This window comes from Streptomyces sp. (assembly GCF_019510245.1).
Lineage (GTDB): Bacteria > Actinomycetota > Actinomycetes > Streptomycetales > Streptomycetaceae > Streptomyces.
Genome location: NZ_JAEKKT010000181.1, coordinates 89,982 through 113,538 on the forward strand (window position 1 = coordinate 89,982; position 23,557 = coordinate 113,538).

Below are 23,557 nucleotides of genomic sequence, written 5' to 3' on the forward strand. Positions count from 1 at the left end.
GACCCTGTGTTCAACATCATGTGGCACACTGCCGCGGTGGTCGATCATTCGTACGCGGATCTCTCGCTCGCCGCGCTCTACGACAGCCTCAACCCGTGGGGGCCGGGTGACGACTTCTACCTGGACCGGGTGATGTCCGCGTCGTCCGTGCTCGATGTCGGCTGCGGTACCGGGCGGTTGCTGCGCGGGGCGCGGGCCGAAGGGCACGAGGGGCGGCTGATGGGGCTTGAGCCGGCCGCGGCGATGCTCGTGCAGGCGCGTAGGGCCGAACCCGGTGTGGAGTGGGTGCTCGGGGATCTGCGGGCCCGCCGCTGGGACGGCCACGACTTCGAGCTCGTCGTGATGACCGGTCACGCTTTCCAGGAGCTGCTCGGCGACGACGACCTGCGGGCCGCGCTGACCGCCGTACGCACCGCCCTCTCCCCCACCGGCCGGTTCGTCTTCGAGACCCGCAATCCCACCGCGCGGCCATGGGAGACCTGGACGCCGGACCGCGTGCACCTCGCCACCGACCCGGACGGCCGTCAGGTCCGCGTCTGGCACGAGGTGGACGGTTCCCCGGCCGGGGACCGGGTGACCTTCACGGAGACATACGAGGGCGCGCCCTGGCCCCAGCCCCGGGTGTGCCGGTCCACCCTGCGCTTCCTCGGCCAGGGCGCCCTCTCCGCCTTCCTCGCCGACGCCGGCCTGGCCGTCGTCGAGCAGTACGGCGACTGGGCGCGCGGGCCGCTCTCCGCCGGCAGCCCCGAGATCATCACGGTCGCCCGACGCGCCTGAGCCGCTCCGCTCCGCGCGGGTGCCTTATCCCTCCTCCTCCAGCGCCACCAGCGCCGGGTCGAGGACGATGTCCTCGTCGCGGGCCTCCGTCGTCGGGTCCTCCGGGAAGTGGCAGGCCGTCAGGTGACCCGCCCGGTTGCCGGAGAGCTGGATCAGCGGGGGTTCCTCCGTCGCGCACTTGTCCTGGGCCTTCCAGCAGCGTGTGCGGAAGCGGCAGCCGGACGGCGGGGAGATCGGGGACGGGACGTCGCCGGCCAGGCGGATGCGTTCGCGGCCGACCGCGTCCGGCTCGTCCGTGAGGTTGACCTCGGGTACCGCCGAGAGCAGGGCGTGGGTGTAGGGGTGGCGGGGGCGGGTGTAGATCGCCTCCCGGTCGCCGACCTCGATGATCTTGCCGAGGTACATGACCGCGACGCGCTGCGAGAAGTGCCGCACGATCGCCAGGTCGTGGGCGATGAACAGGAACGCGATGCCGAGTTCCTTCTGGACCTGCTGGAGAAGGTTGACCACCTGGGCCTGGATGGAGACGTCCAGGGCGGAGACCGGCTCGTCGGCGACGATCAGCTTCGGTTCCAGGGCCAGGGCGCGGGCCACCCCGATGCGCTGGCGCTGGCCGCCGGAGAACTCGTGCGGGAAGCGGTTGAAGTGCTCCGGGTTCAGGCCGACGATTTCGAGGAGTTCGCGGACGCGCTTCTCGCGGCCGCCCTCCGGTTCTATGCCGTTGATCTCCATCGGGCCCGAGATGATCTTGCCGACGGTCTGCCGGGGGTTCAGCGACGAGTACGGGTCCTGGAAGATCATCTGGATCTCGGAGCGGATCGGCGCCAGCTGCCGGCGGGAGGCGTGGCCGATCTCCTGGCCGCGGTACTTGATCGTGCCGTCCGTCGGCTCCAGCAGGCGGGTGATCAGGCGGCCCGTCGTGGACTTGCCGCAGCCCGACTCGCCGACCAGGCCGAAGCTCTCACCCACCCGTACGGTCAGGTCGATGCCGTCCACGGCCTGGACGTGCCCGACCGTGCGCCGGATCGGGAAGCCGCCCTTGACCGGGAAATACTTGGTCAGGCCGGAGACCTCGAGGAGCGGTTCGCCGGCAGTCGCCTCGCGCGGGGCGGGAAGGACCATGTCCTGGGTCATGACGTGTCGTCTCCTAGCCCAGACGGGGCTTGATCTCTTCGATGAAGATGGTGCGTTTCTGGTCCGCCGTGAGGTGGCAGGCCGCGGAGCGGTCGGGGCCCAGCAGCGGGCGTTCGGTGACGCAGCGGGTGCCGCCGACCCGGTCCTGGAAGGTGCAGCGGGGGTGGAAGCGGCAGCCGGAGGGCGGGGTCAGCAGGGAGGGCGGGGTGCCGGGAATCGGGTTCAGCGGCGCGGCCAGGTCGGAGTCGAGGCGTGGCATCGAGTTCAGCAGGCCCCAGGTGTACGGGTGCTGGGGCGCGCGCAGGACCTCGTCCGTCGTGCCGCGCTCCACCGCGCTGCCCGCGTACATCACCATGATGTCGTCGGCCATGTCGGCGATCACCCCCAAGTCGTGGGTGATGAAGATGATGCCCGATCCGAACTCCTGTTGCAGGTCCTTGAGCAGGTCCAGGATCTGCGCCTGGACGGTCACGTCCAGGGCGGTGGTCGGCTCGTCGGCGATGAGCAGGTCGGGGTCGCAGACCAGGGCCATCGCGATCATCGCGCGCTGGCGCATACCGCCGGAGAACTGGTGCGGGTAGTCCTTCGCCCGCTCCTTCGGGTTGGGGATGCCGACCTTGGCGAGCATCTCGACCGCCCGGTCCCAGGCCGCCCGCTTGGAGGCACCCCGGTGTTTCATGAACGGTTCGGCGATCTGCCGGCCGACCGAGTAGTACGGCGACAGCGCGGTGAGCGGGTCCTGGAAGATCATCGCGGCCTTGTTGCCGCGCACCTTCTCCAGTTCGGACTCGCGGGCGGTGATCAGCTCCTGGCCGTCCAGGAGGATCTCGCCCTCGACCGTGGTGAACTGGGGGTTGTGCAGGCCGAGGATGGTCAGGTTGGTGACCGACTTCCCGGAGCCGGACTCGCCGACGATCCCGAGCGTCTTGCCCCGCGCCACGTCGAACGACAGCCCGTCGACGGCCCGGACCACGCCGTCCTCGGTCTTGAAGCTTACGTGCAGGTCCCGCACCGAGAGGAAGGCACCCGCGTCGGCCGGTGCGGGGGTGCCGGCGCCCTTGGTCAGAGTGGTCACGACGGTTCTCCTCTTGCCCGGCCTAGGACAGCCGGACGCGCGGGTCGATGAACGCGTAGGCCGCGTCGACGACGATGTTGAAGAGCAGGATCATGGCGGCCGAGAACAGCATCACGCCGAGGAGCAGCGGCAGGTCGCTGAAGAACACGGACTGCACCGCGAGTTGGCCGAGACCCGGCAGGCCGAAGGTGTACTCGGTGATGATGGCGCCGCCGAGCAGGGAGCCGAGGTCGATGCCGAAGATGGTGACGATCGGGATGAGCGAGCCGCGCCAGGCGTAGCGGAAGAAGACGTACTGCCGGGACATGCCCTTCGCGCGGGCCGTGCGGACGTGCTCCTCCTGGAGCTGTTCGATCATCGACGAGCGCGCCATACGGGTGTACTGCGCGGCGAAGATCGTGGACAGCACCACCCAGGGGATGATCAGCCCGGTGAACCAGGTGACGGGGTCGCCGGTGAAGTTGTTGTACGCCGGTTTGTCGAACCAGTGGGTCTGGTAGACGAGGACGGCGAGCGCGAGCGGGCCGAGGAAGTAGATCTGCATGGAGCTGAGCACCATGGCTCCGGCGGTGGCGGTCTTGTCTATCAGCGTGCCGCGTTTCCAGGCGGCCAGCAGACCGGTGCCGAGACCGATGATCAGGAAGCAGACCGCACCGCCCAGGGTGAGGGAGACCGTGGTGGGCAGCCGGTCCATGAGCGTCTGCCAGACCAGGTCGTTGGTGTGGTACGAGTACCCGAAACAGGGGGCGGGGCAGGGGCCCTGGTCGAACTGGTTGCTGCCCAGCACCAGATTGTGCAGGAAGATCCAGTACTGCTCGGGGATCGGCTTGTCGAGGCCGAGCACATGGTGGATGTTCGCGAGCGACGTCGGGTTGCACGTCTTGCCGCACATCAGCAGGGCCGGGTCCCGGGGCATCCCGAAGAACAGCAGGAACGTGACGATGCTCAGCAGGAACAGGATGACGATCGCACCGAGGGTCCGGCGGACGAGGAAACGCAGCATGACAGGGGCAGCTCTCTCGCGTCTGCGGGCCGGGCGGTACCCGGTACGCCGCGGTCCGCGCGGGGCGGACGGACGTACCGGGTACCGGACCGACGGCGGCGGTTACTTGATGTAGAGGCGACGCGGGTCGATGCCGCCGATCACGTTGTCGTAGACGAGCCCGCCGACCTTGGAACCGGCGATCTGGACCTGCTTGTAGTACGCGGTCGGGACGGCGTTGACGACGTCGGTGAGCAGGTACTTGTCGATCTTCTCCCAGGCCGCGGCCGACTTCGCCGGGTCGGTGATCGCGTTGGCGGCGTCGATGTCGCTGTTGACCTTGGGGTCGTTGACGTGCGAGTAGTTCGCCGAACCGTCGGCGATCGCCCGGCCGTCGTACAGCGGCGGGATCACGGTCGAGGCGGACGGCCAGTCGGCGCCCCACGCGGTGTGGTAGATGTCGTAGTTGTTGTCGACCTTGCCGATCTGGTCGTAGTACGTCTCGGCCGGGATCTCCTGGCGCTGGACGTTGAAGCCGGCCTTCTTCAGGCCCGCCGCCATGGCGGTGGAGTACTGCTGGCCCTCCGGGGTGTTGATGTAGCCGAAGGTCAGCTTCATGCCGACCTTGCCGGCCTGCTGGAGGAGCTTCTTGGCCTTGTCGGGGTCACCCGCGGGCTTCGCCTTCTTGCCGAACGGGTCGAACGAGGCGTCGTACCCGGTGACGGTCGGGGAGATCAGACCGCCGGCGACCTCCATGGCGTCGGTGCCGCCGTAGGCGCGGATGAACGGCGTGACGGGCAGCGCGTATGCGATGGCCTCGCGGATCTTCTTGTCCTTGATGTGGTTCATGTTGATGTTCATCTGGCCCACGTACGGCTGGTAGCCGGCGACCGTACGGGACTTGAGGGTCGAGTCGTTGAGGACCTTGGACAGGTTGCCCGCGTCGACCTGGTTGTTGAAGCTGATGCCGGTCTGGTCGGCGCCGCTGTCCGCGAGCAGCGCCTTCGTGGACGTCTCGAACTGCTGGTTGAAGGTGAAGTCCATCTCGTCGACGTACTGGTTGCGGATCGGGTCCGTCTTCGGGTCCCAGTTGGTGTTCTTGACGAGAACCATCGACTTGCCGGACTTGAACGACTGGATCTTGTACGGGCCGCTCGTGACCGGGTTCTTGTCGTACTTCGCCTGGGTGTCGCCCTTCTTGGACACCACCGCGTAGCCCGCCATGGCGAGCGCGTAGGGCAGGTCCGGGTGGGCGGTCTTGAAGTGGAAGACGATGGTCTTGGCGTCGGGCGTCTCCAGGACGCTGTCGGGCAGGTGCTTGCCCTTGTACGGGCCGTCCGGCAGCAGCTTGCGGTAGTCGGCGCCGGTGGTGTCGGCGAGCCACTGCTGGAGGTAGGTCGGGCCCTGGTTGATGAACGGCGCGAAGAGCCGCTCGAAGGTCTGCCGGAAGTCCGCCGACGTGATGGGCGTGCCGTCGGCGAACTTGATGCCGTCCTTGAGGGTGTACTTCCAGGTCTTGCCGCCGTCGGTGGTGGTGCCGGAGTCGGTGGCCAGGTCGCCGACGACCTCGTGGCCCACGCCCTTGTCGTCGGTCGACTTGTACCCGGTCAGGCCTCTGTGCAGCAGCGTGGCCAGGGAGCCCTCGTCGGAGACGTAGATCTGGGCCGGGTCGAGGTGCGCGTAGCTGTCCCGCTGCAGCACCTCCAGCTTGCCGCCGGTCTTCGCACCAGGCACCGCCTTCGCGGGCCCCGTGGAGTCCGCCGCGTCGCCGAACTTGATGGCCGCCTGCTGCGCCTTGGCGTTCTTCTGGTCCTGCTTGTTGTTGTCGCTCGCATCGCTGCCCCCCTTGCTGCAACCGGTGAGCACGAGAGCTCCGGCCGCGAGCACTGAGACAGCCGTGTATGCGTGGCGTCCGCCCCTACTCATCACTGAATTTCCACCTATCTCCGTGTCACCGGTACACAACGGGAATTGCCGTGCGGTATCCGGGCGAGGACGCCCACGATCAGTCGGTCAGCGCGCCGTCTTGGGGTCGAAGGCGTCGCGGACCGAATCCCCGAGCAGGTTGAAGGCCACGATGAAGATGATCATCGAGACGCCGGGGAAGAACATGTAGGTGATGTCGTTCTGCAGAACGAGCTCGGTCGATGCCTTGGAGAACATCTGGCCCCAGTCGGGGGTCGGTTCGACCACGCCGACACCCAGGTAGGACAGGCCCGCCTCGATGGTCACGAAGCTCGGCAGCAGGTACGTGGCCTGGACCAGCAGGGGCGTGACCACGTTGGGCAGGATCTCCCTGCGGATGATCCGCCAGGCGGACGCCCCGCTGACCCGGGCCGCCTCGATGAACTCCCGTTCCCTGATGGACAGCGTCGTGCCGCGCAGGATGCGGGCGAGGCTCATCCAGCCGAGCACCCACTGGACGACGATCAGCGCGACCACGCGCACATAGGTCGGCGTCTCGTCACGGGGGCTGACGAAGAGGGAGACCACGACGGGCATGCTGGCGATGAAGAACAACTGCGAGGGGAAGGCGAGCAGGAAGTCGATCAGCCGGCCGATCCAGTAGTCGGTCCTGCCGCCGAGGTAGCCGGCCGTGACACCGAGGAGGATGCCGGTGACGACCACCGCGACCGTCACCGCGAGGGAGATGAAGAGCGAGGTCCGGATGCCGTAGATCAGCTTGGTGAACACGTCGTAGCCGTTGCCGGGTTCGAGGCCGAACCAGAACTCGCTGCTGATGCCGCCGTTGGGCTGCACCGGTACGCCGGCGCTGTCGAAGAGTTCGGGGCGTTCGTCTGCGTACACGGTGTACGGGTTCTTGCCGTACAGCTTCGAGATGAGCGGGGCGAACAGGGCGATCAGGAAGAAGAAGCCCACGACGTAGGCGGAGATGACACCGGTGCGGTCGCGCTTGAAGCGCAGCCACATCAACTGGCCCGGGGACCGGCCCGCTAGCTGTTTGACCGCGGTCTTCGTGTCGGGCTCCGGTCCGCCGTCCGCGACGACCGACCGTCCGCCACCCTCAATGTCCGTAGGACTTGTCACAGTTCGTCCAATTCACAGGTGTGGGTGTGCCGAACCGGCGGCCGGCACGGGTGGGCGCGGCCGCAGAGGCATGAACCGATGAGGCGTTGATCCGATGAAGCGTCAGGGCATGCCCTGGCCGAACGGGAATGCCGCAGCCGGACGCGCGTAGGCGAACGGCGGCACTACCCGGGCGGCCGCTGCTTCAGGACCAACTACCGGACGACCAAGGACAGTCGGACGGAACGGACCGGACGGCCGTCCTCGGCGACGGAACCCACCTGGTGCCTGTGACACTGCACATGGGACTTCTCCTCATGACTTCACGTGTTCACCAACAGGAGGTTTCCGTCCATACCCTCCGACACCCCTGACGGAGGGCCAGACACCCCCTGATGCTCGTGAGTCGGGCGCTGTCCCCACAGCGCGAGACCCATTGACCCGAGCGCTACGCGGCTAACTATCTGCCATGAGCCAGGTGCCGACCACTGTCTTTAAATCTCAATTCAGTCACAGCTGGCACGTAGTTCTTCCGAAAAATGGACAAAGCGTTCGCCGGGAGAAGGCCGCGAAACGGACTTGTTACATGGGTATCGGGCGAGGATCTCCGCATTTCGGACAATGGCCGAAGATCGGCGGTCGGCGCCCACCCGAAAACGGGTTGCAAAAAACCCGGGCACCCCCATCATGGGGGCACCCGGGCTCAGGTGTCCTGCGATCAGGCGCGATCAGCCGTGCTTGGCGCGGCTGGCGGCGCGGGCCCGCTCACGGGCGTCCAGGTTCACCTTGCGGATGCGAACGGCCTCCGGGGTCACCTCGACGCACTCGTCGTCACGGCAGAACTCCAGCGACTGCTCCAGGGAGAGCTTGCGCGGCGGGACGATCGCCTCGAACGAGTCGGCCGAGGACGACCGCATGTTCGTGAGCTTCTTCTCCTTGGTGATGTTGACGTCCATGTCGTCGGAGCGCGAGTTCTCGCCGACGATCATGCCCTCGTACACCTCGGTGCCGGGGTCGGTGAACAGCACACCGCGCTCCTGGAGGTTCGTCATCGCGAACGCGGTGACGACACCGGAGCGGTCGGCGACCAGCGAGCCGTTGTTGCGGGTCTGCAGCGTGCCGAACCAGGGCTCGTGGCCCTCGTGGATGGAGTGGCCGATGCCCGTGCCGCGGGTCTGGGTCAGGAACTCGGTACGGAAGCCGATGAGACCGCGGGACGGCACCACGAACTCCATGCGGACCCAGCCCGAGCCGTGGTTGGACATGTTGTCCATCCGGCCCTTGCGGACGCCCATGAGCTGCGTGACCGCGCCCATGTGCTCCTCGGGGACGTCGATCGTCATGCGCTCGACCGGCTCGTAGACCTTGCCGTCGACGAGCTTGGTGACGACCTGGGGCTTGCCGATGGTCAGCTCGAAACCCTCGCGGCGCATCTGCTCGACCAGGATGGCGAGCGCCAGCTCACCACGGCCCTGGACCTCCCAGGCGTCCGGACGCCCGGTGTCGAGTACGCGGAGGGAGACGTTACCGATCAGCTCGCGGTCGAGGCGGTCCTTGACCTGGCGGGCGGTGACCTTGCGGTCCTTGACCGCGGCCTTGTTGTCGGCGCCCTTGCCGGTGCCGCCACGGCCGACCAGCGGCGAGGTGTTCGTACCGATGGTCATCGAGATCGCCGGCTCGTCGACCGTGATCAGCGGCAGCGGGATCGGGTTCTCGGGGTCGGCGAGGGTCTCACCGATCATGATGTCCGAGATACCGGCGACGGCGCAGATGTCACCCGGGCCGGCCTTCTCGGCGGGCTTGCGGGTGAGCGCCTCGGTCATCAGCAGCTCGGTGATGCGCACGTTGGACATCGTGCCGTCACGCTTGATCCAGGTGACCGTCTGGCCCTTGCGCAGCTCGCCCTGCTCGACGCGGAGCAGCGCGATACGGCCGAGGAAGTTGTCGGCGTCCAGGTTGGTGACGTGCGCCTGGAGGGGGGCCGTCTCGTCGTACTCCGGGGCCGGGACGTGCGACAGGATCGTGGTGAAGAACGGCTCCAGGTTGTCGCTGTCCGCCGGGACCGTGCCGTTCTCCGGCTTGGTCAGCGAGGCGACACCGTCACGCGCGCACGCGTAGACGATGGGGAACTCGATCTGCTCCTCGTCCGCGTCCAGGTCCAGGAAGAGGTCGTACGTCTCGTTGACGACCTCGTCGATCCGGGAGTCCGGGCGGTCGGTCTTGTTGATGCACAGGATGACCGGCAGGCGCTGCTGAAGCGCCTTGCGCAGCACGAAGCGGGTCTGCGGCAGCGGCCCCTCGGAGGCGTCGACCAGCAGGACCACCGCGTCCACCATCGACAGACCGCGCTCGACCTCGCCACCGAAGTCGGCGTGGCCCGGGGTGTCGATGATGTTGATGGTGATGACGTCGCCGCCATCCTTCGGGTGGTACTTCACGGCCGTGTTCTTGGCCAGGATCGTGATGCCCTTCTCACGCTCCAGGTCTCTCACGCTCCAGGTCGTTCGAGTCCATCATGCGGTCGTCGAGCGACTCGGCGGCGTGCGCCGCGAAGGCACCGGCCTGCTTCAGCATGGCGTCAACGAGTGTCGTCTTGCCGTGGTCGACGTGGGCGACGATGGCAACGTTGCGGATGTCGTGGCGCGTGGCCATAGTGCGGCGTACTCCCGGGGTGTTGAGAAGGCCCTCTTCGCACGTCCGTGTGACGCGGGCCTGCCGGGCTGAACACGCCACGGCCTCACCCCATGGTACGGGGCCGATCGACCGGCGGCTCGCGGGGATACGTATATGCAGCTCAGGGTGCTTATCGGCAAGCGATCAGGCGAGAACCCAGGGGCGCGGGGAACTGCGCGACCAGCCCCCCGCACCCGCGGCCGACGACGGCGAACGCCCTACCCCTTGCTGGGGCTCGGCGACACCTTCGCCCCCTTCTTCAGGAACCCCATGTCCTGGTACACCGGCGTCTGGAAGCCGAAGGCGCCCACGTTCACCAGGTCCTTGCGGGCGCCCACGAGCTGCGGCCGCTGGTACAGCGGCAGCGACCCCGCCGACGCCCAGATCCTGGAGTCCGCCTTGCGCAGCAGCCCGTCCGCCTCGTCCTCGTCCAGCGTGCCCAGCGCCTGGTCGAAGAGCTGGTCCACCTGGTCGGTGCCGACCCGCGTGTAGTTCTGCTCGACGTTCAGCGACCCGTCGGCCGCCACCACCGGCTTCGCGTAGATCGGCCGCGCGTCCGTCGCCGGGAACGCGGACGACGGCCACGAGTACAGCGCGAGGTCGTACTGCCCGGCCGCGATGTGGTCCTTGAAGTAGCTGTCGTCGGAGACCTTCTGGATCTCGGTCGCGATCCCCACCTTCTCCAGCATCTTCGAGATCTGGTCGGCGACCGACTGGAGCGTCTCGGAGCCCGGCCCCGAGGGCAGCACGAACCGCAGCGAGAGCGCCTTCCCGTCCTTGGCCAGCGGACCGGCCGGCGCCCCCGCGCCCCCGGGTGCCGCCGTGCCCTTCGGCGCGTACGCCCCGGGCGCCCCGTGGGCGTGGTCCTTCTGGTGGTCGCGGGTGTCCCTGTCGTCCGTGCCCTTGTCTGCCGTGCCCTTGTCGTCCGTGCCCTTGTCGTCCTCGCCGACGATGTACTGCCCGTCGTGCCCGCCGTCCGACTCGTCGCCCTGCTCGCTGTCGTCCTTCTCCTTGTCGCCCTTCTTCTCGTCCTCCGCGCCGGCCGCCTTGCCCGGGTCCCTGATCGGGCCGCCGGCCACCCAGCCCGCGTCGGCGAGCAGAGCCTGCGCCTCGTGGGTGTCGAGGCCGCCGATCGCCCCGCTGCCGTCGGTGTAGGCGGCCTGCCCGGACAGGGCGACATGGCTGCCCACCGGGACGGCGGGCAGCCCCAGCGGGGTGAGGACCAGCTTGGCGAGCGCCTGGCGGTCGAGGGCGCGGGCTACGGCCCGGCGCACCCGCTCGTCGGCGAGCGGACCCTCGGAGCCGTTCAGGGCGAGCTGGGTGTAGGCGGGCTCCAGCGACTTGCGGACGGCGAAGTCCCGCAGCTCGTGCTGCTGCTCCAGCCACTTGGCGATGCTCCTGCGGAGCTTCTTGGGCCCCTTGGGCAGCTTCTCCTCGTCCATGCCGAGGGTCAGCGCCCAGGACCGCAGCTTCTTGGCGGAGGTCTTCCCGGCGCCCTGCAGGGGCAGGCCGGTGCCCTTCTCCCGGCCGGCGATGGTGATCCGGTCGGCCTCGGCGGCGTCGATGTCGGCGACGTCGACGGTGCCGGCGGCGAGCGCGGAGGCCCGCTTCGCGCGGTCCACGGCATGCAGGTCGATCTCGTCGAGCTTGGCCGGGCGCCCCCACCAGCGCGGGTTGCGGGTGAGGATCACGTCCTTCTTGGCGGTGTCGACCTTGTCGACCCGGAAGGGGCCCGCGGTGACGGTGAGCTTGCGGCGGGCGCCGTCGTTGAAGGTGTCCGGGGTACCCATGACGTCCTTCGGGTACAGCGGCGAGAACAGCGACCGCCAGTCGGCGTACGGCCGGTCGAAGGTGACCCGGACCTCCAGGTCGTTGGCGCCGCGCTCGATCTGGGCGATGCGGTCGTAGCCGGCGTTGCGGGCGGTCCAGTAGGCGGAGTCCTTGCCGGACAGGGCGCGCCACTGGGCGGCGAAGTCGGCGGCGCCGATCTCCCGGCCGTCGCTCCAGACGGCCTGCTGGTTGAGCTTGTACAGGACGACCTGGCGGGGCTCGGTCTCGATGACCTTCGCGGACTCCAGGTAGTCGGGGTTGCGGACCGGCTTCCCGGTGGCGTCGATGGTGAACATCGACGGCAGGACGGCCTGGGCGACCCGGGTGGTGCCCGCGTCGGCGTCGGCCTGGAAGGTGTTGAGGGTCTCGGGTACGGCGTCCACGGCCATCTTCAGGGTGCCGCCCTCGGCGACCGCGTCGCGGGCGGCCGGCACGATGTCCTGGCCGGCCAGCGGCTTGCTGCCCTCGTCGTCGGAGCCGCAGCCGGCGAGGAGGGGGACGGCGAGGGCGCCGGCGGCGAGAAAGGCGAGGCTCCGCCGGTAGCGCCGGGAAGTGCCGCCGTCGTTCGGCTGCCGCGCCGTTGTGGCTGATCGCGCAGTTCCCCGCGCCCCTGAAGGGGCGCTATGGCCGACGCCGTGGTGAGACATCTCTGCTTACCTCCGGGAGGCCCCGTGAACACGGGTGCGGTCTGTTCACATTTAGGGGTATTTTGGAGTTGATCACATGTACGTCAGAAGTACGGACCCCACTGAAATGGACGGGGTCCGTCGGGCCGGGACGACACGGCGGCGGAGGCCGCCAAACGCCACCCGTGCGGCGCAATGCCGTGCTCTTCCCGGCGCACACAGAGCGCGTGCGGGCGTGCGACGGAGGCGCGCAATCCGCCAATCGCTGCACATGGCTTCACATCAGCAGGTGTGACGCGCAACACTCGCAGGCGCATGAACGTTGCCGCCTTGGACCACGAAGTCCGCGGAAGTGAGGTCACGTCATGTCCGTGCACGACGACCTGACGTCAGTCAAGCGTTGCCTAGAGGACCTGAACCGGTCCGTCGGCCGCCTGGAGCAGCAGCTCGGGAGCGGCGGACTGGAGATGCGCCGCGTCCGCGCCGACGCCGATCACCTGCGCGAGAGCGTGGCACTGCTGCGGGATGCGGCCAGCACCGGCGCCCCGAGCAAGCGCCCCGAGCTGGTGACCATCTCCGACGACCCGTACGACATCAACCTGTGGACGGACTCGGACGACGAGGGTCTCGGCGCCCGCGACCGGCACGCCCCCTAGGAGCGCTGACCGCAGGCCACCTCCCCCGACCCCGACCGGAGTCATCCATTGGCCACTGGTACGGAACCACATCCGAACAGCGGCGGCGTACGCACCGGTACGCGCGCCGCGATCTCCGCCCCGCACCTGCGGACCGACCGCTGGTGGCTGGCGCCCGCCGTCACCGCGGCCGGTCTGTTCGCGTTCGTCGTCTACTCGACGTGGCGGGCCTTCTCGAACGCGCACTACTACTCGGCGCCGTACGTCTCGCCGTTCTACTCACCCTGTCTGGCGGAGAACTGCAGGACCATGCCGGCCGGCCCGAACGCCGACGTCTTCGGCAGCTGGTGGGCGATCTCCCCGGCGATCATCATCCTGATCTTCCCGCTCGGCTTCCGCCTGACCTGCTACTACTACCGCAAGGCGTACTACCGCAGCTTCTGGGCGTCCCCGCCCGCCTGCGCGGTGGCCGAGCCGCACGCGAAGTACACCGGTGAGACCCGCTTCCCGCTCATCCTGCAGAACGTCCACCGGTACTTCTTCTACTTCGCCCTGCTGGTCGCCTGCGTGCTGACCTACGACACGGTGCTCTCCTTCCGGGACCCGCACGAGCGCTGGGGCCACATGGGCCTCGGCACCCTGGTCTTCCTGGTCAACATCGTGCTGATCTGGGCGTACACGCTGTCCTGCCACTCCTGCCGGCACATCGTCGGCGGCAAGCTCAAGCACTTCTCCAAACACCCCGTGCGCTACAAGGCATGGCAGTTCGTGGGCCGGCTCAACGCCCGGCACATGCTGCTCGCCTGGGCGTCGTTGGTGAGCGTGGCGCTCGCCGACTTCTACGTCTATCTGCTCGCGTCCGGTGTCTTCGACGATCCGCGATTCTTCTAGGACGGGGGCTTCTGATGTCAGCGGTGGAGCGGCAGCAGTGGGACGTCGTGGTGGTCGGCGCCGGCGGGGCGGGACTGCGGGCCGCGATCGAGGCGCGCGAGCGGGGCGCCCGTACGGCGGTGATCTGCAAGTCGCTGTTCGGCAAGGCGCACACGGTGATGGCCGAGGGCGGCATCGCGGCGGCCATGGCCAACGTCAACGAGCACGACAACTGGCAGGTGCACTTCCGCGACACCCTGCGCGGCGGCAAGTTCCTCAACCAGTGGCGGATGGCCGAGCTGCACGCCAAGGAGGCCCCGGACCGGGTCTGGGAGCTGGAGACCTGGGGCGCCCTCTTCGACCGCACGAAGGAGGGGAAGATCTCCCAGCGCAACTTCGGCGGCCACGAGTACCCGCGCCTCGCCCACGTCGGCGACCGCACGGGGCTGGAGCTGATCCGGACCCTCCAGCAGAAGATCGTCTCGCTCCAGCAGGAGGACGAGAAGGAGACCGGCGACTACGAGTCCCGGCTCAAGGTCTTCCAGGAGTGCACGGTCACCCGAATCCTCAAGACCGTGCCTGACAGCGGCTCCGCCGCGGGCACACGGGTCTCCGGGGTCTTCGCGTACGAGCGGGAGACCGGCCGTTTCTTCGTCCTCGAAGCGCCCTCCGTGGTCGTCGCGACCGGGGGCATCGGCAAGTCCTTCAAGGTGACCTCGAACTCCTGGGAGTACACCGGCGACGGGCACGCGCTCGCCCTGCTGGCCGGGGCGCCGCTGCTCAACATGGAGTTCGTGCAGTTCCACCCGACCGGCATGGTCTGGCCGCCGTCGGTGAAGGGGATCCTGGTCACCGAGTCGGTGCGCGGCGACGGCGGGGTGCTGCGCAACTCCGAGGGCAAGCGGTTCATGTTCGACTACGTCCCGGACGTCTTCAAGGAGAAGTACGCCGAGTCCGAGGAGGAGGGCGACCGCTGGTACGAGGACGCGGACCACAACCGGCGTCCCCCGGAGCTGCTCCCCCGCGACGAGGTCGCCCGCGCCATCAACTCCGAGGTGAAGGCGGGCCGCGGCTCCCCGCACGGCGGGGTCTTCCTGGACGTGTCGACGCGGATGCCCGCGGACGTCATCCGGCGCCGGCTGCCCTCCATGTACCACCAGTTCAAGGAGCTGGCGGACGTCGACATCACGGCGGAGGCGATGGAGGTCGGGCCGACCTGCCACTACGTGATGGGCGGGGTCGCGGTGGACTCCGACACCGCCGCCGCCCGCGGGGTGCCGGGGCTGTTCGCGGCCGGTGAGGTGGCCGGGGGCATGCACGGCTCCAACCGGCTCGGCGGCAACTCGCTCTCCGACCTGCTGGTCTTCGGGCGCCGGGCGGGCTGGCACGCGGCCGACCACGCGGCGGCCCTCGACGAGCGGCCGGCCGTGGACGACGAGCAGATCGACGCGGCGGCCGCCGAGGCGCTGCGGCCCTTCTCCGCCGAGAGCCAGGAGCCGGACGCCGGCCCGCCGGAGAACCCGTACACCCTCCACCAGGAGCTCCAGCAGTCCATGAACGACCTCGTCGGCATCATCCGCCGGGAGGGCGAGATGGAGCAGGCGCTGGAGAGGCTCGCCGAGCTGCGGGTGCGGGCGCGCCGGGCCGGGGTCGAGGGGCACCGGCAGTTCAACCCCGGCTGGCACCTCGCCCTGGACCTCAGGAACATGCTGCTGGTCAGCGAGTGCGTGGCCCGGGCGGCGCTGGAGCGCACCGAGTCGCGCGGCGGGCACACCCGCGAGGACCATCCGACGATGGACCGCAGGTGGCGCCCCGTGAACCTGCTGTGCCGGCTGGCCGACCCCACGGGCGGCCTGGCCGCCGCCGACCCGGAGCGCGGCCAGATCGACCTCACCCGCGAGACCACCGACCCCATCCGAGCCGACCTGCTCGCCCTCTTCGAGAAGGAGGAGCTGGTCAAGTACCTCGCCGAAGAGGAGCTGTACGAATGAGCGGCTACACGGCCCACTTCCGGGTCTGGCGGGGCGACGCCGAGGGCGGCGGCCTGGAGGACTTCAAGGTCGAGGTGAACGACGGCGAGGTGGTCCTCGACATCATCCACCGCATCCAGGCCACCCAGGCCGCCGACCTGGCCGTCCGCTGGAACTGCAAGGCGGGCAAGTGCGGTTCGTGCTCGGCGGAGATCAACGGCCGCCCGCGCCTGATGTGCATGACCCGCATGTCCGTCTTCGAGCAGGACGAGACCATCACGGTCACCCCGCTGCGCGCCTTCCCGGTCGTCCGCGACCTGGTCACGGACGTCGGCTTCAACTACCAGAAGGCCAGGGAGGTCCCGGCGTTCGTGCCGCCCGCCGGGGTCGGACCCGGCGAGTACCGGATGTTCCAGGAGGACGTGGACCGCTCCCAGGAGTTCCGCAAGTGCATCGAGTGCTTCCTGTGCCAGGACACCTGTCACGTCGTGCGCGACCACGAGGAGAACAAGACGGCCTTCGCCGGACCGCGTTTCCTCATGCGCGTCGCCGAACTGGACATGCACCCGCTGGACGCGGCGGAAGCCACCGGCCTGGACCGCAAGCGCACGGCCCAGGACGAGCACGGCCTCGGCTACTGCAACATCACCAAGTGCTGCACGGAGGTGTGCCCGGAGGGCATCCACATCACCGACAACGCGCTGATCCCCCTGAAGGAGCGGGCCGTCGACCGCAAGTACGACCCGCTGGTCTGGCTCGGCTCGAAGATCAGGAGGCGCCCCGCAGGAGGCTGAGCACCTGCCGCAGGTTGGACTCGGCGATGTCCCGCATCGTTTCGCGCTCCGGGAAGTCGCCGTCCAGCAGCCTGAGCGGCCCGGCGACGAGGTTGAGGTGCATCGCCAGCCGGTACAGGGCCATCCGGTCCTCGTCGAGGTCGGCGGTGCGCAGCACGTCGTAGGCGGGCCCGAAGCGGAGCTGCAGGAAGACGTGCTCCCATTCGGCGTCGAAGTACATCAGGCCTTCGATGTCGATGAGCGCGGGATCGCCCTCCTCGGTCACCAGGACGTGGTCCGGGCCGAGTTCGCCGTGCACGAGGGAGGCGGTCTCGCGCGGTTCGACCGCGTCGTAGAGCTCGTGCACGCGCTCGGCCAGCGCCCGCCGCGCCTCGCGCAGCCGGGGGTCCCGCTCGGCCACCTCCGCGATGTCGCGCATCGCGCGGTCCGCGACGACCTGTTCGCAGGAGCTGCCGAGCGGCTTCCCGCCCTCCTCCACCAGGGCGGCCTTCCCGTACCCGGCGGAGACGTGCTCGCGGAGCACGCCGAGCGTCCCCGCCAGCCGCGCCAGCGGCACCCGTGCGGCGCCCGGGTCGCTGCGCAGCAGCACCTCCAGGCTGCCGCCGCGGACGTCCTCGACGACCGCGGCGAAGGCGGGCAGGTGCCGGGCCTCCTCGTCGGCGAACAGCAGGCGCGGGGTGCGCACGCCGAGTTCGGTCAGCAGGTCGTGGGCGGACAGGAACAGGCCGAGACCGGAGGCGTGCGCGAAGGGGTCGCGGATGTCGGCGTCGACGGGCCCCCAGTAGTCCTCCTCCGGCGACCAGACGTACGCGATCGCGCTCCGGCCGTTGTCGAGGGCGAGCCGGTAGACGCCCTTCTTGCTCCCTCCGCGCAGCCGGGTGACGGCTGCGGGAGGACGGCCGAGGGCCTCGCGGGAGAGCGACGCGAGGTCGTCACGGGTGAGGTGGGCACGAGCGGTTGTCATGGCGTACGGACCCAGTCCTTCCGATAGGAGGTCCAGTCATCCTCGGTGGCGGCGAAGTCGACGTACAGGGCGACGCCGAAGGTAGCGCGATCCGGGTCCGTCCGTGACAGTCCCAGCCGAACCCCTCGCACGGCCGCCGGCACGGTCTCCGCGTGCGCCCAGTGCCCGAACCGGTTCTCGTGGTAGAAGGGCAGCCCCATGAGGAGATCGGTGTCCGCCGGTGTGACCTCCAGCGCGAGGCTGGTCTGCTGCGCGACGTACCCGCCGTACAGGCTCTGCAACGGCTGCATGGTGTCGTACGACATCACCGCGATCTGGTCCACCCGACGGGCGACCTGCCCGAAATATTCCTGCGACCACCATTTCGGATGACCGGTGACGGTACCCCAGAAGGAGTGAAAGTCCGGCAGCGGATCGATCTGGTGTGCGGCGACGGAGAGCAGCGGGGTCGCGGGGCGCAGGGCGTCGAGGAGGGCGAGGTAGTTGCGGTCGCCGGAGTGCAGGGGTTCCAGGTCGAAGTGGACCCCGTCGAACCCGGCGGCGACGACCTGCCGCGCCGACGCGACGACGGCGTCCCGCGTCGCCTTCTTCTCCAGATGCATGGCGTTGGGCTTCTCGGGTGCGAGCTCGTCCCCGAGCCAGGCCTGCACCCGGACGCCGGGAAGTTTTCGATGCACGGCCGTTATCAGCCAACGGGCCTTGGGACAGGCCGATTTGGGCAGCGTGCCGTTGTGTTCCAGTGGTCCGGCATGGACGTAGAGGTCGCGAATGCCGGTGTCCGCGAGCCGGGCGGCGAGGGCGGTGACGTCGGCGTCGGTCCTACGACCGTCGACCCACGCGTGACCGAGCCAGAGGGCGTCCCGGTTCCGGCTGTACGTACCGGCCTTCGGGTCGCCGGCGTAGTTGATGCGGAGGGCGGTCTCGGCGATGAGGAGGGGGAGCAGCAGCAGGAGGATGACGCGTAGCGTCCATCTGCCGACTTTCGTTTTCCCACCCGCCCGGCCCGGGCGGCTCTCGCCGTCGGGTGCGGGTGACCCCTGTGGGGGTTCGGGCGCGTCGGCGGGTGCGGGCGGGACCCGGGCCGGGCCTGGGGCGGTGGCGGGCGGGAGCGAGGTCTGCGGCGGGTTCGGGGCGGCTGCGGGGGTGTGGGGGCGGGGTGCGGGGCTCGGGTCGGCGGTGGGTTCCGGGTCGGCGGTGGGTTCCGGGTCGTTTTCCTGGTTCGGGCTCCGTTTCATGTTCTGTCACCCTTTTCTCGTCGTCCCCCGGCTGTCTCCGCCCCGGTCGCGGGGGCGACTGGCTGCCCATACGCTCCCAAATGTGACGTCATCCTTGATCCGGGGTCGGCCGAGGCATGCCACGGGGCACATAGCCGTGCGGGTGGGGCATGCGGTGCTGGGCGGGGTGGCCGGGGTGGTCTGGCTGGTGTTGCCGGTGATGACGAGCGTCACTCAAGATCCGGTTCCCGTGGCGGACGGCGGAGCGGTTGCCGCGGCCCGGGCGGCGGACGGGGCGGCGGCGACCGACTACGTCCTGCCGCTCCTCGCCGTGGCGGTGGCCGGTGCGCTCGGCGGCTACGGATACGTACGCCGGATACGGCGGGCCCGCTCGCGCACCACGCCGGGCGTCCTCTCCCCCGCCCCGCCGGCTCCGACGCCCGCGGATGCCGAGCGGCAGGCCCGGGCCTCCCTGGTCCTCGCCGACGACTGCGTCCGCACCAGCCGGGAGGCCCTCGGGTACGTCGAGGCCACGTCCGCGGAACGGGCACTGCGGGCGGCCGAGACCGAGCTGACGGCCGCGTTCGCGATCTGGCGGCGGTACGAGGAGGGGGTGCCGGCGGACGACGCCGGCCGGCGCCAGGCGTTGGTGGGCGTGGTCGGGCGGTGCGCGGAGGCGGGGCGGCAACTGGACGCGGAGGCGGCGGGGTTCGACGCCGAGTGGGAGGCGGGGGAGGTGCTGGCCGCGGCCGAGGGGCGGTTCCGGCGGCTGGCGGGGCGGACCGGCGGGGTGGCGGCGGCGCTGGCCGGGGCGGGTGAGCGGTACGGTGCGGCCGCGGTCGCCTCCGTCGTGGGCTATGTCGAACAGGCCAAGGACCGGCTGGTGTTCGCCACCGCACAGCTCAACCGGGCCCGCCAGTCCGCCGATTCGGGCGACGGCGACGGGTTCCGGCGGGGGGTGCGGGCCGCCGAGGGAGCCGTGGCGCAGGCCGCGGTGCTGCTGGACGGGGTGGAGCGGCTGGCGGAGGAGCTGCGGACGGCGGCGGCGCTGGTGCCGGCCGCCCTCACGGGCGCCGAGGCGGAGCTGGCGGGTCTGCGGGGGACGGCGCTGCCGCCGAGGCTGGCGCACGCCGACGCCGTGCTGGCCGGCGTGCGGGCAGAGGTGACCGGCGGGAGGTACGACCCGCTGGACGCCCTGCGCCGGGTCGCGCGGGCGGTGGAGGGGACGGGGGGCGGGCGGGCCGGGGTGATCGCGGCGGGGGCGGGGCTGGTGGCGCGCAGTGCGCTGGGGGCGGCGGACGACTTCGTGGGGACGCATCGGGGGGCGGTGGGGGCGGAGGCGCGGGCGCTGCTGGCCGCTGCGCGGGGCGCGGCGCCGGCGGATGCGGATCGGCTCGCCCGGAAGGCGCGGGAGTTGGCGGAGCGGGATGTGCGGGCGCACGGCAACCCGTTCACCGGCGAGGCCGCGCACGGGAGCGGGGTGGCCGGGGCGGTGCTCGGGGGTGTGCTGCTGGGTGAGGAGGGAAACGGGGGGCCGGTGGTGGCCTTCGGGGGGCCGGAGAGCCGGGGGCGGTTGGGGTAGCGCGTCAGGGGGTGCCACGGAAGGCCGCCGGGCGGCCGCGGGTGCGCGGGGGCTTGTCGCGCAGTTCCCCGCGCCCCCAAAAGCAGGGGGCTGCGCGAGCGCCCCCTCAGAAGCGCGGCGCCGCATCGGGATGCGCTCACCAGAGCGGCCCCGAAGGGTGATCAGCCCCCGCGGCGCCGCACCGAAAAACGGTCTCTCAGAACAGGCTGAGCAGTGCCTCCGCAGGGTCGGTCAGCCCCGTCTCCCCGTCCGGCAGCGGGAGTTCGAACCACACCGTCTTCCCGCGCGGCGTCCGGCGTGAGCCCCACGCCGCGCTGAGCAGGCCGACCAGTTGCAGGCCACGCCCGCCCTCGTCGGTGTCCCGCGCCCTACGGCGCCTCGGCTGGACCAGGCCGGAGTCCCAGACCTCGCAGACCAGGGTCCGGTCGAGGAGGAGACGGAGCCTTATCTCGCCCTCGCCGTACCGCAGCGCGTTGGTGACGAGTTCGCTGACCAGGAGCTCCGTCGTGTCGACCAGCGGCTCCAGGTCCCACGTGAGGAGCTGCCAGACGTCCTCCAGGGGCTGGGCGGGGTCCGTGAGGGCCCCCACGAACGCCTGGAGGCCCTCGTCGAGGGGATGGTCGCGGGATTCGACCAGGCCGTCGGTGTAGAGGGCGAGGAGGGAGCCCTCGGGGAGGTCGACCTCGACCTCCTCGAAGGGCTCGCCGCCGACGCCGAGCGGCATGCCGGGCGGCACGTCGAGCATCAGGGCGGCCTCGCCCGGTTCCACGAGGACGGGCGGCAGGTGGCCGGCGTTGGCGAACGTACAGCGTCTGGTGACGGAGTCGTAGACGGCGTACACGCACGTGGCGAGGTAGACCTCGGAGAGGTCGGCGTCGCGGGGCTGGCGGGCCGTGCGGGTGGCCTGCTGGACCCCGCCGGGGGTGCCGAGGCCGCGGGCGATCTCGTCCAGCGCGGAGAGGACCTCGGCCGGTTCGAGGTCGAGCAGGGCCAGCGTACGGACCGCGGTGCGGAGTTCACCCATCGCGACCGCCGCGCGTAGACCCCGGCCCATCACGTCTCCCACCACCAGCGCCGTGCGGTGGCCGGGGAGTTCTATGACGTCGAACCAGTCGCCGCCGACCTCGGTGGCCGCGTTGCCGGGCAGGTAGCGGCAGGCGATGTCCAGCCCCGAGGCCTCCGGGTCGCCGGGCGGGAGCAGGGACCGTTGCAGTATCAACGCGCGTTCGTGCTCGCGCCGGTAGAGGCGGGCGTTGTCGATGCAGACGGCGGCGCGGGCGGCCAGCTCCACGGCGAGCTCCCGGTCACGGTCGCCGAACGGCTCGCTGCCCTTGGTGCGGGCGAACTGGGCGAGACCGACGACCGTGTCGTGGGCGACCATGGGCACGGCCAGCGTGGACTGGACGAGGCCGCCCTCCGCCGCCGGCACAGCCTGCGGGCGGGCCGTGCGCAGGGCGTCCGCGCACGGGGAGTTGAAGGGGTAGTGGTGGACGGCGCCGACGGCGACCGGTGCGCCGCCGCCCACGAAGGGGGCGTCGGAGACCGCGCTGGCGAAGGCGACCCGGCGCAGCTCGGCGCTGCCGTCGGCGAGTCCCGGCGGGGTCTCGTCGCCGGCCAGCAGTCCCTGGTAGAGGTCGACGGTGGCGAGGTCGCAGAAGCCGGGGACGACCACGTCGAGGAGTTCGCGGGCGGTGGTCTCCAGGTCCAGGGAGTTGCCGATGCGGGCGCCGGCCTCGTTGAGCAGGGCGAGGTTGCGCCGGGCGGCGGCGGCCTCGCGGGCGGCGGCGCGGCGGGCGGTGATGTCGAGGCCGAGCCAGGCGATGCCGATCGGGCGGCCGGTGCCGCTGTGCACCCGGTAGAGGTTGATGGACCAGTGCCGGCGCTCCTCGGAGCCCGGCACGAAGCCCGTGACGTGCATGTCCGTGATGGAGTTGCCGGTCTCCAGGACCCGCCGCAGGGTGGCCGCGACCCGCTCGGCCTCGGAGCGCGGCAGGTAGTCGTGGACGCCCTTGCCGCGGTGGTCCTCGGGGGTGCCGCCGAAGATGGAGGAGAACCGTACGTTGGCGCGGCGGATCCGCAGGTCGGTGTCGATCAGCAGGAAGCCGAACGGAGATTGACCGAATATCGACTGCGAGGCCGCGAGGTCGGTCTCGATGCTGCGCAGGGTGCGGACGTCGACCACGATGCACACGGCCGCGTTCTCGCCCTCGGCGGTGCGGGTGGGCATGACGTAGACCTCGGCGATGCCCTCCTCGCCGCGCTCGCCGTCCGCCGTGTCGGGCATCCGGAACGGGACCACGCCGGTCCACTCCCGCCCGTCGAGGATCTCGGCCATCTTCCGCTGGCCGCGCTCGCGCAGGTCCGGGGCGACGAACGCCTCGATGGGGTCCATGCCGACGGCGCGCTCGGCGGGGATGCCGAAGATCTGCTCGGCGCGCAGGCTCCACTGGTCGACCAGGCCGCCGGCGCCGATGGAGAAGGAGGCGACCTTGATGTAGTCGTAGATCGAGCCGGGCGGGCTGCTCTGCCACACGGCGTCGCCAGGGACCGCGGCTGTCTCCGCGGTCCCCGCCCTCGCGCCGTCCGACGGGTCCTCGGACTCCGTGGCCTTAGCTGGTATCTCGCTCACGCGAACCGTCCCCTCCAGCTCACCGCGTCCGGTACCGGTCACCGGGTGCGGCTGCCCGCAGTATCCAGCACTACGGCGCCGCCTGACACGGTGTTCACGATCACAGCACGGTCCCGACGATTTCCGGACCGGACCGTGACAACACTTCCAGTCTTCTAACCAGGGAACACGCCGTCGAATCACGTACTCCGGCACGTGTTGATCAGCCACTCTCGCGGGTGGACGACGTAGCACTGCGTGTACACCCCGTTCACCCGGTTCACCCTGGTACGGCCAGCTCGAACCAGACCGTCTTGCCGTTGTCTCCCGGACGGGTACCCCAGCTGCGCGAGGACCCCGCAACCAGCTGGAGGCCGCGGCCGCTCTCGTCGTCGGGGCTGGCGGCGCGCTCGCGCGGCGGGTCCGGGAGCGGGTCGGAGACCTCGACGCGCAGGGCGCCGCCGAGCTGCGAGGGGCGGACGAGGCGGACGCCGATGGGGCCGGTGGCGTGCCGCAGCGAGTTGGTGACCAGTTCGCTGACGAGCAGAGCGGCGAGGTCGGCGAGGCCGTCCAGGCCCCAGCCGCGCAGTTGGTCTCGGACCGCGGTCCGGGCGGTGCGCACGGCGCCCGGTTCCGCGGGAAAGGTCCACTCGACGGTGTCACCTTCGGTGTCGATCACACCGATCACTTCCCAGTCGCTTCCCCGGCTGCGAGCCCGGCACTGTCCGGTTTTGTGGGGTTAATGGGCACATACCCGATTACCGGAGGGCAGTACCGTGAGACAGGGCGCACTGTG

At 70.2% G+C, this 23,557-nt stretch carries 16 protein-coding genes and 1 pseudogene; 6 read left to right on the top strand and 11 right to left on the bottom strand.

The window, feature by feature from the left end; all coding sequences use genetic code 11:
- The first annotated feature begins 36 nt into the window (after positions 1 to 36).
- Positions 37 to 777 carry a class I SAM-dependent methyltransferase gene (locus JF597_RS36385; RefSeq protein WP_294005529.1) on the top strand — a complete coding sequence of 247 codons (741 nt, stop codon included), beginning with the start codon at positions 37 to 39 and terminating at the stop codon, positions 775 to 777.
- A gap of 24 nt (positions 778 to 801) precedes the next feature.
- Here JF597_RS36385 and JF597_RS36390 read toward each other — a convergent pair whose 3' ends face one another.
- The 7 genes and pseudogenes from JF597_RS36390 to JF597_RS36420 form a co-directional block, all read right to left on the bottom strand.
- Positions 802 to 1,911: an oligopeptide/dipeptide ABC transporter ATP-binding protein gene (locus JF597_RS36390; protein ID WP_294005532.1), complete on the bottom strand. Its 1,110-nt coding sequence runs from the start codon at positions 1,909 to 1,911 to the stop codon at positions 802 to 804.
- Positions 1,912 to 1,924: 13 nt separating this feature from the next.
- Positions 1,925 to 2,986 (bottom strand): ABC transporter ATP-binding protein, encoded by a 1,062-nt coding sequence (locus JF597_RS36395; protein WP_294005535.1) that lies wholly within the window; start codon positions 2,984 to 2,986, stop codon positions 1,925 to 1,927.
- A gap of 22 nt (positions 2,987 to 3,008) precedes the next feature.
- Positions 3,009 to 3,989, bottom strand: coding sequence for an ABC transporter permease (locus JF597_RS36400; protein WP_294005537.1), 981 nt, complete (start codon positions 3,987 to 3,989; stop codon positions 3,009 to 3,011).
- Between the two features lie 102 nt (positions 3,990 to 4,091).
- Positions 4,092 to 5,894 (bottom strand): ABC transporter substrate-binding protein, encoded by a 1,803-nt coding sequence (locus tag JF597_RS36405; protein ID WP_294005540.1) that lies wholly within the window; start codon positions 5,892 to 5,894, stop codon positions 4,092 to 4,094.
- A gap of 87 nt (positions 5,895 to 5,981) precedes the next feature.
- Positions 5,982 to 7,016 (bottom strand): ABC transporter permease, encoded by a 1,035-nt coding sequence (locus JF597_RS36410; RefSeq protein ID WP_294005542.1) that lies wholly within the window; start codon positions 7,014 to 7,016, stop codon positions 5,982 to 5,984.
- 707 nt (positions 7,017 to 7,723) lie between these two features.
- A pseudogene (gene typA / locus JF597_RS36415) lies at positions 7,724 to 9,647 on the bottom strand (translational GTPase TypA).
- Positions 9,648 to 9,886: 239 nt separating this feature from the next.
- Entirely contained in the window at positions 9,887 to 12,145 is a 2,259-nt protein-coding gene (locus tag JF597_RS36420) for an ABC transporter family substrate-binding protein (protein ID WP_294005545.1), read from the bottom strand.
- 344 nt (positions 12,146 to 12,489) lie between these two features.
- Between JF597_RS36420 and JF597_RS36425 the strand changes: the two genes are divergently transcribed.
- Genes JF597_RS36425 through JF597_RS36440 form a run of 4 tightly spaced genes read left to right on the top strand, consistent with a single transcriptional unit; the run spans position 12,490 to position 16,393 of the window.
- Positions 12,490 to 12,780: a hypothetical protein gene (locus tag JF597_RS36425; protein ID WP_294005547.1), complete on the top strand. Its 291-nt coding sequence runs from the start codon at positions 12,490 to 12,492 to the stop codon at positions 12,778 to 12,780.
- 48 nt (positions 12,781 to 12,828) lie between these two features.
- On the top strand, positions 12,829 to 13,650 hold the full coding sequence (locus JF597_RS36430; protein WP_294005549.1) for a hypothetical protein: 822 nt from the start codon (positions 12,829 to 12,831) through the stop codon (positions 13,648 to 13,650).
- Positions 13,651 to 13,664: 14 nt separating this feature from the next.
- Positions 13,665 to 15,620, top strand: a complete 1,956-nt coding sequence (locus JF597_RS36435; RefSeq protein ID WP_294005552.1) for a fumarate reductase/succinate dehydrogenase flavoprotein subunit — start codon at positions 13,665 to 13,667, stop codon at positions 15,618 to 15,620.
- Positions 15,617 to 16,393, top strand: a complete 777-nt coding sequence (locus tag JF597_RS36440; protein ID WP_294005555.1) for a succinate dehydrogenase/fumarate reductase iron-sulfur subunit — start codon at positions 15,617 to 15,619, stop codon at positions 16,391 to 16,393. Before JF597_RS36435 ends, JF597_RS36440 begins: the two co-directional genes overlap by 4 nt.
- Here JF597_RS36440 and JF597_RS36445 read toward each other — a convergent pair.
- Together JF597_RS36445 and JF597_RS36450 are read right to left on the bottom strand one after the other, a co-directional pair.
- Entirely contained in the window at positions 16,368 to 17,357 is a 990-nt protein-coding gene (locus JF597_RS36445; protein WP_294005558.1) for a phosphotransferase, read from the bottom strand. The genes JF597_RS36440 and JF597_RS36445 overlap by 26 nt on opposite strands.
- Positions 17,354 to 18,592, bottom strand: a complete 1,239-nt coding sequence (locus JF597_RS36450; protein WP_294005561.1) for a glycosyl hydrolase family 18 protein — start codon at positions 18,590 to 18,592, stop codon at positions 17,354 to 17,356. Before JF597_RS36450 ends, JF597_RS36445 begins: the two co-directional genes overlap by 4 nt.
- A gap of 82 nt (positions 18,593 to 18,674) precedes the next feature.
- Here JF597_RS36450 and JF597_RS36455 point away from each other — a divergent pair, with 82 nt between their 5' ends.
- Positions 18,675 to 20,153, top strand: a complete 1,479-nt coding sequence (locus JF597_RS36455; protein WP_294005563.1) for a hypothetical protein — start codon at positions 18,675 to 18,677, stop codon at positions 20,151 to 20,153.
- Between the two features lie 196 nt (positions 20,154 to 20,349).
- On the opposite strand, the gene JF597_RS36460 is transcribed toward JF597_RS36455, so the two are convergent.
- Together JF597_RS36460 and JF597_RS36465 are read right to left on the bottom strand one after the other, a co-directional pair.
- Positions 20,350 to 22,782 (bottom strand): SpoIIE family protein phosphatase, encoded by a 2,433-nt coding sequence (locus JF597_RS36460; RefSeq protein ID WP_294005566.1) that lies wholly within the window; start codon positions 22,780 to 22,782, stop codon positions 20,350 to 20,352.
- A gap of 259 nt (positions 22,783 to 23,041) precedes the next feature.
- On the bottom strand, positions 23,042 to 23,449 hold the full coding sequence (locus JF597_RS36465) for an ATP-binding protein (protein ID WP_294005568.1): 408 nt from the start codon (positions 23,447 to 23,449) through the stop codon (positions 23,042 to 23,044).
- Positions 23,450 to 23,557: the final 108 nt, after the last annotated feature.